Annotated in this window: 13 protein-coding genes; 12 read left to right on the top strand and 1 reads right to left on the bottom strand. The window is 68.1% G+C overall.

Translation table 11 applies throughout. From position 1 onward, the window contains the following. Positions 1 to 4 precede the first annotated feature (4 nt). The 11 genes from VFY73_RS23145 (at position 5) to VFY73_RS23195 (ending at position 10,189) form a co-directional block, all read left to right on the top strand. Positions 5 to 2,362, top strand: coding sequence for a hypothetical protein (locus tag VFY73_RS23145; RefSeq protein ID WP_329723239.1), 2,358 nt, complete (start codon positions 5 to 7; stop codon positions 2,360 to 2,362). Continuing rightward, entirely contained in the window at positions 2,359 to 3,432 is a 1,074-nt protein-coding gene (locus tag VFY73_RS23150; protein ID WP_329723241.1) for a class I SAM-dependent methyltransferase, read from the top strand. Before VFY73_RS23145 ends, VFY73_RS23150 begins: the two co-directional genes overlap by 4 nt. A gap of 7 nt (positions 3,433 to 3,439) precedes the next feature. Next, positions 3,440 to 4,006 carry a DUF3261 domain-containing protein gene (locus VFY73_RS23155; RefSeq protein WP_329723243.1) on the top strand — a complete coding sequence of 189 codons (567 nt, stop codon included), beginning with the start codon at positions 3,440 to 3,442 and terminating at the stop codon, positions 4,004 to 4,006. After that, the gene (locus tag VFY73_RS23160) at positions 4,003 to 5,190 is read left to right on the top strand and encodes a beta-ketoacyl-ACP synthase (RefSeq protein ID WP_329723245.1); all 1,188 of its coding nucleotides are present in this window, start codon (positions 4,003 to 4,005) and stop codon (positions 5,188 to 5,190) included. The genes VFY73_RS23155 and VFY73_RS23160 overlap by 4 nt, the downstream gene beginning before the upstream one ends. An 8-nt stretch (positions 5,191 to 5,198) precedes the next feature. Continuing rightward, positions 5,199 to 5,684: a hotdog family protein gene (locus VFY73_RS23165; RefSeq protein WP_329723247.1), complete on the top strand. Its 486-nt coding sequence runs from the start codon at positions 5,199 to 5,201 to the stop codon at positions 5,682 to 5,684. 113 nt (positions 5,685 to 5,797) lie between these two features. Next, on the top strand, positions 5,798 to 6,538 hold the full coding sequence (locus tag VFY73_RS23170; protein ID WP_329723249.1) for a 3-ketoacyl-ACP reductase FabG2: 741 nt from the start codon (positions 5,798 to 5,800) through the stop codon (positions 6,536 to 6,538). Next, complete coding sequence (locus VFY73_RS23175; RefSeq protein WP_329723251.1) at positions 6,538 to 7,767, top strand: beta-ketoacyl-ACP synthase; 1,230 nt, start codon at positions 6,538 to 6,540, stop codon at positions 7,765 to 7,767. Before VFY73_RS23170 ends, VFY73_RS23175 begins: the two co-directional genes overlap by 1 nt. A gap of 47 nt (positions 7,768 to 7,814) precedes the next feature. Continuing rightward, positions 7,815 to 8,261, top strand: coding sequence for an excinuclease ATPase subunit (locus VFY73_RS23180; RefSeq protein WP_329723253.1), 447 nt, complete (start codon positions 7,815 to 7,817; stop codon positions 8,259 to 8,261). A 35-nt stretch (positions 8,262 to 8,296) separates the two neighbouring features. Continuing rightward, complete coding sequence (locus tag VFY73_RS23185; RefSeq protein WP_329723255.1) at positions 8,297 to 8,746, top strand: excinuclease ATPase subunit; 450 nt, start codon at positions 8,297 to 8,299, stop codon at positions 8,744 to 8,746. 35 nt (positions 8,747 to 8,781) lie between these two features. Beyond that, a complete protein-coding gene (locus tag VFY73_RS23190; RefSeq protein ID WP_329723257.1) occupies positions 8,782 to 9,477 on the top strand; it encodes a 4'-phosphopantetheinyl transferase family protein in 696 nt (231 codons plus the stop codon). Between the two features lie 73 nt (positions 9,478 to 9,550). Beyond that, on the top strand, positions 9,551 to 10,189 hold the full coding sequence (locus VFY73_RS23195) for a hypothetical protein (protein ID WP_329723259.1): 639 nt from the start codon (positions 9,551 to 9,553) through the stop codon (positions 10,187 to 10,189). Between the two features lie 3 nt (positions 10,190 to 10,192). Here VFY73_RS23195 and VFY73_RS23200 read toward each other — a convergent pair whose 3' ends face one another. Continuing rightward, positions 10,193 to 10,759 carry an RBBP9/YdeN family alpha/beta hydrolase gene (locus VFY73_RS23200; RefSeq protein ID WP_329723261.1) on the bottom strand — a complete coding sequence of 189 codons (567 nt, stop codon included), beginning with the start codon at positions 10,757 to 10,759 and terminating at the stop codon, positions 10,193 to 10,195. Positions 10,760 to 10,861: 102 nt separating this feature from the next. Between VFY73_RS23200 and argC the strand changes: the two genes are divergently transcribed. After that, a complete protein-coding gene (gene argC / locus VFY73_RS23205; protein ID WP_329723263.1) occupies positions 10,862 to 11,803 on the top strand; it encodes an N-acetyl-gamma-glutamyl-phosphate reductase in 942 nt (313 codons plus the stop codon). Positions 11,804 to 11,851 lie beyond the last annotated feature (48 nt).

The raw sequence follows: 11,851 nt of genomic DNA on the forward strand, positions 1-11,851 counted from the left end.
AGCGATGCACCGCGCTGCCGCTACGCCCGAGCGCCAGTCAACCGGCCGCCCCTGGCTGGCCTGGCTGTGGCTGCTGGTCGTGCTGGCCATCGCCGCGCACCAGTGGCGCTTCTGGCACGACTCGCGCCTGGACACCGATGTGCTGGCGCTGTTGCCGCAGGACGAGCGGCAGCCCGAGGTGACCCGTGCGACGCAGAAGCTGGCCGATGCGGCCGGCCGCCGTGTCGTCGTGATGCTCGGTGCCGCCTCCGACGCCGACGCACGCCGCGCCGCCGCGGCGTGGCGCGAAGGGCTGCCCACCGCGCTGGGCTGGCAGGCGCTGGCCGCCGACGAGCGCGCCGCCACGCAGGTGGTCGATTTCTACCGGCCTTGGCGTGATCGCCTGTTGACCGCCACCCAGCGCCAGCAGCTGGCAACCACGCCGCCCGAAGCGATGGTGGGCCGCGCGCTGTCGTCGCTGCACCAGCCTGGCCTGGCCGTGCGGCTGACCGACTGGGCGGCCGATCCGCTGGGCCTGTGGCCGGCCTGGTGGGCCGCACGGAGCGGCGAAACGCTGGCCCGCCCCCAAGCCGGCGAGCTGATGCTGCATGCCGACGGCCTAGACTGGGTGGTGCTGGCCTATGACACCGGCCGCCCGGCCTTTGCGCTCGATGGCAACGCCGCCCTGGGTGACGCCTTGGGCAGCGCCGAAGCAAGCGCGCGGCGGGCCGTGCCGACGCTGCGCCTGCTCAAGGCCGGTGTGCCGCTGCACGCCGAAGCAGCCGCGGTGCGGGCCAGCCGGGAGGTCAACACCATCGGCTGGGGCTCGCTGGCCGCGGTGCTGCTGCTGGTCTGGGCGGCGTTCCGGCGCCTGCGCACGTTGGGGCTGGTCGCCTTGTCGCTGGTGATTGGCGTCGCCGCCGCGCTATCGGCGACGGCACTGGTCTTCGGCTCGGTGCACCTGATCACGCTGGTCTTCGGCGCCAGCCTGGTCGGCGTGGCCGAGGATTTCGGCATCCATTGGTTCGCCAGCCGCCAGGCGCAGCCGGACAGCTCGGCACCGGCCCTGATGGCCGAATTGCTGCCGGGGTTGGCGCTGGCACTGGCGACCAGCGTGCTGGGCTATGCGGTGCTGGCGTTGGCGCCCTTTCCGGGGTTGCGGCAGATGGCCCTGTTCTCGGGCGTCGGTCTGACCGCAGCCTTCCTGACGGTGTGGTGCTGGTTCCCGCGGCTGGGCAGTGGGCCGGTACCGGCCACTGCATTTGCGCAGCGCGTGGCCGGCAGCCTCGCGACCTGGCCGCGCTGGACGAACCGTCGCGCGAACTGGCTGGTGCTCGGGCTGGCCGCACTGCCGGTCGGTGCCGGTCTGATGCGGCTGCAAACCGACGACAGCCTGCGCCAGCTGCAGTCCTCGCCGCCAGCATTGGTGGCTGATCAACGCGAGATCGGCCGCCTGCTCGGCGCCCCGAGCCCGAGCCAGTTTTTCCTCGTCACCGCGGCAGACGCCGAGACCTTGTTGCAGCGCGAAGAAGCCCTGACGGCTCGGCTGCATGGCCTGCAGGCCAAGGGTTCCTTGGTCGGCTGGCGTGCGCTGTCGGACTGGGTGCCGTCGGCCAGGCAACAGCAAGACGATGCCGCCCTGAGCGCACGCGTCGACAGCGCGGTGTTGGCCGGCATCAATGCGCAGCTCGGTGAATCGATCACCCGGCCGGCCTTCGGCGATGTGCCGCTGCGCCTGGACACCTGGCTGGCCCACGCCGCCTCGGCCGGCGCGCGTGACCTGTGGCTCGGCGACATCGGCGCCCCCGGCCAGCCCGAATGGGCCAGCGTGGTGATGCTGCGCGGCCTGAACGACACGACCCAGCTGCCGGCGTTGGCTGCCGCGGCCGATGGTCTGCCCGGCGTGCGCTGGGTCGACAAGGCCGCTGACGTCTCCGGCCTGCTGGGCCGCTACCGGCACACGATGTCTTGGCTGCTGCTGGCCGGCCACGTCCTGGTGTTCGCCGCGCTGGCCTGGCGCTACCGCGGCGCGGCCTGGCGCGCCTGGGCGCCGGCGGCGCTGGCTTCGCTGGTCGCGCTGGCAGCGCTGGGCGCCCTCGGCCTGCCGCTGCAGCTGTTCAACATCCTCGCGCTGCTGCTGCTGCTGGGCGTAGGCGTCGACTATGGTGTCTTCCTGCTCGAGCACCGTGGCGACGGTGCCGCCTGGCTGGCCGTGGTGCTCGGCGCAGCGAGCACCGCACTGTCCTTTGGCCTGCTGGCGCTGTCGAGCACACCGGCACTGCGCGCTTTCGGCCTGACACTGGGCATCGGCCTGGTTGTCGTCACGCTGTTGGCGCCGATGGCGCGCCGCCCCGAAACGAACCCTTTGCCCTCCTCCGTATGACCCACTTGAATTTTTCGCCGGCCGGCCAGACCGCTTTCGAAGCACGCTTCGCGGCGCAACGCATTGCCTTCGGTCCAGTCGTCTTCCAGTGCGTGCGCTACGCCTGGAAGCGCGGCATGCTGCAGGCACTGGCCGAGGCCGGCAAGGAAGGCATCTCGGTCGACGCGTTGGCCGGCACCGGCCGCTGGAGCGCCTACGCACTGAAGGTGGCGCTGGAGTCGTGCCTGTCCGCCGGCGTGGTCCAGCGCGACGACGGCCGCTACGTGCTGGACAAGACCGGCTATTGCCTGCTGTCCGACAGGCTGACCCAGATCAACCTCGATTTCGTGCACGACGTCTGCTACCGGGGCCTGGCCGACCTGGACGCCTCACTCGACGCCGAGGCGCCGCTGGGCCTGCGGGCACTGGGCGACTGGCCGACGCTGTACCAGGGCATGGCCGAGTTGCCCGAGCCGGCGAAAACGAGCTGGTTCGAGTTCGACCACCTCTACTCGGACACGTCGTTCCCGTCGGTGATGCCCGACGTGCTGGCCAGCGCGCCGAAACGGGTGATGGACATCGGCGCCAACACCGGCAAGTTCGCCCGCCTGGCGTTGCAGGCGTCGCCGGACATCGAGCTGCACCTGGTCGACCTGCCGCAACAGCTGGCCGTGGCCGAGGCGACGCTGATCGAGGCCGGCCTGCGCGAGCGTGCCACGCCGCACGCGCGCGACCTGCTCGACCCGACGGTGACACTGCCTGACGGCATGGACCTGGTCTGGATGAGCCAGTTCCTGTCGTGTTTCAGCGAGCCGGTCATTGCCAGCATCCTGCAGCGGGCGGTGGCGGCGCTGGCGCCGCAGGGCCAGGTGCTGATCCTGGACACGCTGTGGGACAGCCAGCGCTACGACATCGCCACCTTCTGCCTGATCAACACCTCGCCGTACTTCACGGCGATGGCCAGCGGCAACAGCAAGGTCTACGAAAGCGGTGACTACATCCGCCTGGCCGAAGCGGCCGGTTTGCGCTTGCTGACGCGCCGCGACGGCATCGGCTACGGCCATTCGCTGCTGCGATTCGCGAAGGCCTGAACGAGCGATGTTCCGCTGCTCCGTTCGTCTCGTCGCCAGTGCGCTGCTCAGTGCCATGCTGACGGCCTGCGCCAGTGCTCCGCCGGCGCCGGTGCCTTCGGCGGCCGTCAGCTTTCGGCTGCCGCCGGCCTCGCTCGGCCGCACGCTGGCGTGGCAGCAACGGCTGCAGGTCACCAGCCAGGGCCGCACCCAGCCGCCCCTGGACGCGCTGCTCGAAGCTGATGCGCAAGCCCTTCGGCTGGCGCTGCTCGGCACCGGTCAGACCCTGGCCCGCCTCGAATGGGACGGACGCTCACTGAAGGCCGAGCAGGCCGCCGGCTGGCCCAAGGAGATCCCCGCCGAACGCGTCCTGAGCGACATGCAGCTCGCCTTGTGGCCGCTCGCTGCGCTGCAGGCAGCCCTGCCCGCCGATGCGACGCTGGCCGACGAAGGCCCGCTGCGTGTGCTGCGCCAACACGGCACGGTCGTCACGACCGTGCGCGACGCCGGCTCGCTGCACATCGAGCTCGTGAACCAGGCGCTGGGCTACACGCTGCGCATCGACTCGATGCCGATCGAAGGGGCCACGCCATGACGGCCGCCATCTATTTGCAGGCGATGGGCCTGAGCTGTTCGCTCGGCGCCGACGAAGCCTCGGTGCGCGCGCGGCTGTTTGCCACGACCGCCCCGGCATTACCGGTCAGCGATGGCTACACGCCCGGCCGCGCATTGCCGCTCGGCCGCGCCGCGGTCGAGCCACCGCCGCTGGCGGCCGATCTGCCGCGCGGGCTGGTCAGCCGCACCAACGCGCTGGTCGCCCAGACGCTGCCGGCGCTGCGTGCGGCGGTCGATTCGGCCTGTGCACGCTTTGGCCCGAGCCGCGTTGGCATGGTGCTGGGCAGCAGCACCGCCGGGGTGCTCGAAGGTGAAGCCGCAGCGCGCCGCCATCAAGCCGATGGCGGCTGGCCCGATGGTTACCACTACGGCCAGCAAGAGATGGTCAGCCCGGCAAAGTTCGCCGCCCACGTGCTCGGCCTGGCCGGACCGGCCTACGCCATTTCGACCGCCTGCTCATCGGGTGCCAAGGCCCTCGCTTCCGGCGCGCGACTGCTGCGCGCCGGCCTGGTCGATGCCGTCGTCTGCGGCGGCGCCGACGCGTTGTGCGGCTTGACCGTCAACGGTTTCTCGGCGCTCGAATCAGTCTCGGCCAAGGCCTGCAATCCGTTGTCCAGGAACCGCGAGGGCATCAACCTCGGCGAGGGCGCGGCGCTGTTCGTGCTGTCGCGCGAGCCTGGCCGGCTGCGCCTGGCCGGCTGGGGCGAAACATCCGATGCCCACCACATGTCAGCACCGGATCCGACCGGCCGTGGCGCCGCCGAGGCGATGCGGTTGACGCTGCGGCGTGCCGGGGTCGCTGCAGCGGCGGTCGACTACATCAACCTGCACGGCACCGCGACGCCGCACAACGACGCGATGGAAAGCAAGGCGGTCGCCGAGCTCTTCGGGCTGGAGGTGCCCGTCAGCTCGACCAAACCGTTGACCGGCCACACCCTGGCCGCGGCCGGCGCCCTCGAAGCCGCCTTCGCCTGGCTGACGCTCGTGGACAACCCGACCCACGCCCTGCCGCCGCATTGGTGGGATGGCGAGTGCGACCCCGCCCTGCCCGCCCTGCGCGTTGTGGCGCCAGGTGAACGCGCCGCTCGCTCCCCACGATTCGCGTTGAGCAATTCCTTCGCTTTCGGCGGCAGCAACGCGACACTTCTGTTCGCCCGCGATTGACCCTTTCCATGGACGACACCGCACCCTCCATTGCCCCCCGACCGCCGGTCGAGCACTTCGTGCCGCACCGTGGCGCGATGAGCCTGCTGAGCCGCCTGGTCACCATCGACGCTGAACAGGCACTGGCCGAGGTCGACATCACGCCCACCAGCATGTTCGTGCAAGGCCAAGGTGTGCCAGCCTGGGTTGGCATCGAGTACATGGCGCAGACCGTCGCAGCCTGGGCCGGCGCGCGCTCGCGCGCCGCCGGCGGCGAACCGGCCATCGGCTTCTTGCTCGGCAGCCGGCGCTACCAGGCCGAGGTGCCGGTGTTTGCCACCGGGCAAACATTGCGTATTCACGCCCGCTGCGAGCTGATCGGCGACAGTGGGCTGGGACAATTCGCCTGCCGCATTCACGGCCCCGCCCACCGCCTATTGGCCGAGGCGATGGTGTCGGTGTTCGAACCCCCCATGCCGCCGTCCTCTGCGACGTCCGATTCTCGCGAAGCCTGATCCGATGAACGTTTTCCGCGCCCTTTGCTTCTCCGCCTTGCACGACCTGCTGGAATCGGTTCGCATGAGCCTCAAACAAGGCACCTGACGCCATGCGCCTCGGAGGGACAACAATGACCAACAACAACGACCGTCACACCGTCCTCGTGACGGGCTCCACCCGTGGCATCGGCCGCGCGATCGCGCTGCGCCTGGCGCGCGACGGCTTCAACATCGTCCTGCATGGCCGACGCGGTGCCGCCGAGGCCGAAGCGGCAGCCGCCGAAATCCGCGCGCTGGATCGCCACGCCCGGGTGCTGATGTTCGATGTCGCCGATCGCTCGGCGGCCGCGGCCGCGCTCGACGCCGACATCGAAGCCCACGGTGCCTACCACGGTGTGGTCTGCAACGCCGGCATCGCGCGCGACAATGCCTTCCCCGCCATGACCGGCGAGGAATGGGACAGTGTGATCCATACCAACCTGGATGCCTTCTACAACGTGCTGCAGCCGGTGGTGATGCCGATGGTGCGCCGCCGCCGCCCAGGGCGGATCATCACGCTCGCCTCGGTGTCGGGCCTGGTGGGCAACCGCGGCCAGGCCAACTACAGCGCCGCCAAGGCCGGCATCATCGGTGCCACCAAGGCCTTGGCGATCGAGCTGGCCAAGCGCGAGATCACCGTCAACTGTGTCGCACCGGGGCTGATCGAGACCGAGATGGTGCCGCCGGAGGTGGTCGACGAAGCCATGAAAATGATCCCGGCCCGCCGCATGGGTCGGCCGGACGAAGTGGCCGCGCTGGTCGCGTTCCTGATGTCGCCTGACGCCGGCTACATCACGCGCCAGGTGATCTCGGTCAATGGAGGTATGGTCTGATGAAACGCGTCGTCATCACCGGCTTCGGCGCACTCAGCCCGATCGGCCATGACTGGGCCACCGTGCATGACCGCCTGCGCTCCAAGCGCAACGCAATCCAGCACATCGTCGAATGGGACGACTACGAGGGCCTGAACACCCGGCTCGGCGCCCCCGCGGCCCCCTTCGACCTGCCGCCCCACTACAACCGCAAGTCGACGCGCAGCATGGGGCGCGTCGCGCTGCTGGCCACCCGGGCCAGCGAGCTGGCGCTGATCGATGCCGGCCTGCTCGACCACCCCGTGGTCAGCAGTGGCCGCATGGGCATCTCTTACGGCTCGTCGGCTGGCACACCGAAGTCGATCGGCGACTTCGGCCGCATGATCATGGAAAAGACCACCGAGGGCATCACCGCCAGCACCTACATCAAGATGATGGCGCACACGGCCCCGGTCAACATGGGCGTGTTCTTCGGCATCACCGGCCGCATCGTCACCACCAGCAGCGCCTGCACCTCGGGTTCGCAAGGCATCGGCTACGCCTACGAGGCCATTCGCGGTGGCAAGCAGGTGGCCATGCTGGCGGGTGGCTCGGAAGAGCTGGACGCCACCGAAGCCGCCGTGTTCGACACCTTGTTCGCCACCAGCGTGCGCAACGACCAACCCGACACCACGCCGCGGCCTTTCGATGCCTCGCGCGACGGCCTCGTCCTTGGCGAAGGCGCCGGCACGCTGGTGCTGGAAGAGCTGGACCATGCCCTGGCGCGGGGCGCCCACATCCATGCCGAGATCATCGGCTTCGGCACCAACAGCGACGGCCAGCACGTGACCCATCCGCAGCCCGAGACGATGGCCCAGGCCATGCGCCTGGCGCTGGAAGATGCCGGCCTGCCGCCTGAAGCGATCGGCTACATCAATGCCCACGGCACGGCCACCGACCAAGGCGACATCGCCGAGTCCGCGGCGACGCGTGCCGTCTTCGGCGAGCGGGTGCCGATCAGCTCGCTCAAAAGCTACATGGGCCACACGCTGGGCGCCTGCGGCGCACTGGAGGCGTGGATGACCGTCGAGATGATGCGCGAAGGCTGGTTCGCACCGACCGTCAACCTGACACGCGTCGACGAACGCTGCGCCCCGCTGGACTACATCATCGGCGACGGCCGCAAGCTCGAGACCGAGATCGTGATGAGCAACAACTTCGCGTTCGGCGGGATCAACACCTCGCTGATTTTCAAGCGCTGGGCGGGTTGAACCCGCCTTCCATGCCCCACCAACTACAACGTCCCAAGGAGAATCCGATGAACATGAAACCCGCCCTGGTTCTGCTGACCTGCGCGCTCGCCGCCGGTGCCGCTGCTGCGCGCGACACCGAATACAAGCTGCCGTTCGCCGAGGTGCTGACCTTGAGCGATCCCAACATCAAGACCAAGCTGGACGACTCGATCAAGCTGTATTTCGGCGACCAGCCGACACCCAAGGTCCTGTCGAAGATCGGCGAAGACACCTCCAACAAGAAGACCAACGGCTTCGGCAAGGAAGACGCGTTCGGCTGCAAGTGGGCGGCCTATTCAGCCCTGGTCGCACTGCAAGAGCGTGCCAGGCACCTGGGCGCCAATGCCGTGATCAATATCGTCAGCAACTACAAGAAGGAGCCGTTCAGCAGCCAGACCGAGTACGAATGCCATGCCGGCGCATTCGTGATTGGCGTCGCGCTGAAGGGCACGTTCGTCAAACTGGCTCCGTGAAGAACCTGAGTGTTCGCGAGCGCGAAGTGACCGTCATGAACACCCTCGCCCCGATCGGATGGCTGGCGGCGGTCATGACCGCGACCGTGACACCTGCCGTGGCTCGGGACACCGAATACACCTCGTTGAAGTTCGCCGATGTCTTGGCCATGCCCGAAGCACAGCAAAAGCTTGATCCCACAATCAAGCTTTTCTTCGGTGATCAGGTCACTCCCAAGGTGTTGACCAAGTTCGGCAAGGACACTTCGAGCAAGAAGGCCAACGGCGTCGGCAAAGACGACGAAGCTGCTTGCCGGTGGGCCGCCTTGTCGGCGCTCATGGCTTTCCAAGCCAAGGCGAAGTTTCTGGGCGCCAACGCGGTCGTTGGCATCACCAGTTCCTACAACCTGAGAGACTTGAAGAGCGCGACCGACTACGAGTGTCATGCGGGCGCTTTGATGGCCGGCGTGTCATTCAAGGCCACGTACGTCAAGGTGGAAGAGTAGGTCCAAGCCTGATGCAGCCAGGTCCCCGTGTCTCGGTGGCCATCACCAGCGTGAGCCGTCTGATGGCCGACCCTGCGCTGTCGACCTGCGAAGCATGGTTGTCGAGCGCGGAGTTGGATCGGCTCGCAAGCATCACGGCACCCAACCGCCGCCGGCAATTCATGGCAGGCCGTTGGTGGGCCAGGCAACTCTTGTCCGCCAAGTTTGATGGGCAAGCCCGCGACTGGCACTTGTCGAGCGCCGAGGATGGCCCCCCACAGGTGACCCATGGTCCTTGCGTACCGTTGCCGGCGGTGGCCCTGTCGCACAGCGGTGATCGTGTGGCGTGTGCGGTCACCGCGAATGGGCCTTTGGGCCTCGATATCGAGGTACCGCGCCCGCGTCGGCGACTGCATGAATTGGCCGAACTGGCCCTCCACCCTTGTGAGTTCAGTGCATGGCGAGAGGTGGCACCGTCGCAGCAGATCACCGAGTTCTATGCGCTGTGGACGGCAAAGGAGGCGTGGATCAAGAGCCGCGGTGGCGCTCTGGCACCGGCGCAGCTTGCCCACATGTGCTCGCGGCCAGCAGAGGCTCACGACGAAGTCGTTGGCATCACCTTCGGCCTCGACAACACACTCGCCACCGTCGTTTGTCCGGCCAACTGCCGGATCGACTGGCCAACCCTTCCTGCTGCAGAGCAACGCATCCAGACCACAAGCCCTCGATTCGCGGTCGTCATGGACGACTGAAAGACGGCGGGCCTAAACCATCCGTTCACTGACGCGGAGCGCGTCCCAATTCCAATTGGAGGGAACCTGAACCATGAAACTGCCAAGAGCATCGAGCCGCTCTCGATGGATATCCGCCCTGTTGCTGGGCACACTGGCCGCGGCGGCGCACGCCGCACGGGCCCCGGTCGAACTCGCAGCGTTTTCGAAGACGGTGGAGTTGACGCCGACGGTGGCGATGTCAAATTTGGCGAAGGAATGCAGCGTCGCCAGCTTGGTGAGCGAGCGCGTCGGGGAACAACTGCAGCGCAACTATCGCAACATGAAGTCGGGTGACGGGCTGCCCAAGCTGACCGGTGAAGAGCGCGGCCTCAAGCTGAGTGTCGTCAACATGTTTGGCCTGGGCGGGGGCAACTACAGCGGTCCCAAGTGGATGGTGATCCGCGCCGAAGTCGTCGGATCCGAAGGTGTTGTTTCGGCACGCGACTTCCGCCGCGTCAGCGTCGCGTCGTTCTCCGGCTTGTTCATGGGCACCTGCCACGTGATGGGCAAGGTGGCAGCCAAGACAGGAGCCGACATCCGCCAATGGCTGAGACAAGGGGCACCTGGCACGCCGATCCCCGCGATGGACGAAGAAGACGATGTCGACCTGCGAAGCGAGCAGGCGCCCGCGCCAGCTGAGCCCACAGCTTCCGACGTGGCAGCGCCGCCTGCGTCCGCCGCCTCATCCTGATCGTTACAGCGACGATTCGACCTTGGGCGAGGACGGCATCAACACGGCGCGGCCTGCTGCCCAATGGCCCAGGCCGGATTCGCCGTTGATGTGCCCCCGGTGGCCGATCGACCTGGCGATCGCACCCCACTCTGCGGCAATCGCCACCGCAGCGGTGGCCGAACTGAACGGATCGTCTACGCTGTAGATCAGCCGCGCCGGAAACGGCAGGCGCTGCCGCACCATTGGTCGCCAATTGAACAACTGCGGCGGCGTGTCGGGTTGGTCGAGGTCGGGCGGGGCCACCAGCAGGGCCCCGCACACACGGGCCGTGTGACATGAATGCGCCGCCCACGCTGCCACCAGGTGGCAGCCCAGGCTGTGCGCGGCCAGCAGCGTGGGCCGCTCGTCTTCCAGCATCACTTCTTCGAGCCGCGCCATCCAGTCGCCGCGGCGCGGCCATTGCCAGTCGGCTTGCTGCACGCGGGTGTCGCCGTGCTGTTGCTCCCACAGCGTCTGCCAGTGGCCGGGGCCGGAATCGAGCCAGCCGGGCAGCAGCAACACGCGTACATCGTCGAGGTTCGGGTTCATGCGTCGCAGCCCGAGGGCTTGCCGTATGCTTCAGGGAATCCCCTGATTCTGGGGCCACTGGCGTCGGTGGCCCGACCGCACTTACCACCACAAGGATTGCCCATGACCACCCGCGTGTTTGTCGACGGCCAGGAAGGCACCACCGGCTTGCGTATCCACGAATACCTCGCCATGCGCGGTGACATCGAGATGATGAAAATCGATGCCGACAAGCGCAAGGACGCAGCCGAACGTGCGCGCCTGCTGAACGCGGCCGACGTCGCCTTCTTGTGCCTGCCCGATGCCGCGTCGCGCGAAGCGGCCGCGATGGTCACCAACCCGCGCACCTGCCTGATCGACGCCAGCACCGCGCATCGGACGGCCCCGGGCTGGACCTTCGGGCTGCCGGAACTGGCCCCCGACCAGCGCGAGCTGATCCGCCAGTCCAAGCGCATCTCGAACCCGGGCTGCCATTCGACCGCGTTCATCATGCTGCTGCGGCCGTTGATCGACGCCGGGCTGGTTCCGGCGGAAACGCCGGTCAGCGCCACGTCCATCACCGGTTACTCCGGCGGCGGCAAGAAGATGATCGAGCAGTACGAGGCCGGTGGCGACCGCACGCTCGACGCCCCACGCCCATACGGCCTGGGGCTGCAGCACAAGCATCTGCCCGAGATGAGGGCCCACACCGGGTTGCAGACGCCCCCGGTGTTCATGCCGATCGTCGGCCCTTTCTACAAGGGCTTGGCGGTGAGTGTGCCCTTGCATCTGTCGGAACTGCCCGGCATGGTGACCGGTGCCCAGCTGCACGATGCCTTGTCAGCCCGCTACTCGCATGAGCGCTTCGTGCGGGTGATGTCGCTGTCGGACCCAGCCACGCTCGAGACCGGCTTCTTCGACGTCCAGGCCTGCAACGACACCAACCGGGTCGACATCTTCGTCTTCGCGCACGAGCGCCAGGCCATCCTGATCGCCCGGCTGGACAACCTCGGCAAAGGGGCCAGCGGGGCGGCGGTGCAGGCGATGAACGTGCACCTCGGCAAGGACGAAGGGCTCGGTTTGTAAGACCGAGCCCTCTGGGGTGCGGCGGCGAGTCCCTCTCCCGCCGCAAGG

This window comes from Ideonella sp. (genome assembly GCF_036277275.1).
Classification (GTDB): Bacteria; Pseudomonadota; Gammaproteobacteria; order Burkholderiales; family Burkholderiaceae_C; genus Ideonella.